Here is a 219-nt window from a genome sequence, read left to right as displayed (position 1 = left end):
ATAACCATGGCGGCGCTTTCGCCGTTGCCATTAATCACGCCGTCGGCTGTTTTATCAATGCTAGTTGTAATAACTGCGGTGTTATCAAGCTCGACTGCATCTTGTGCTGAAATTGGATTGCCAGCCACATCAGACACGCTAGCTGTGGCGGTGAGTGTCCCGTCGTTTAATGCGCTTGCATCAATCGGATCAGTAACATATTCGCCGTTTTGCACAAGC

The 219-nt window shown here is 49.3% G+C and carries 1 protein-coding gene; it reads right to left on the bottom strand.

Annotation, left to right across the window (positions count from 1 at the left end; genetic code table 11):
- Window positions 1-219 (bottom strand): hypothetical protein (locus tag AN393_RS20360; RefSeq protein ID WP_161804185.1); only part of this gene is annotated, 219 nt, incomplete at both ends.

The organism is Pseudoalteromonas sp. P1-25, from assembly GCF_001401805.1.
Lineage (GTDB): Bacteria > Pseudomonadota > Gammaproteobacteria > Enterobacterales > Alteromonadaceae > Pseudoalteromonas.
Note: the sequence above shows the minus strand (reverse complement) of the source record. Positions and strands in the feature narration are given on the sequence as shown.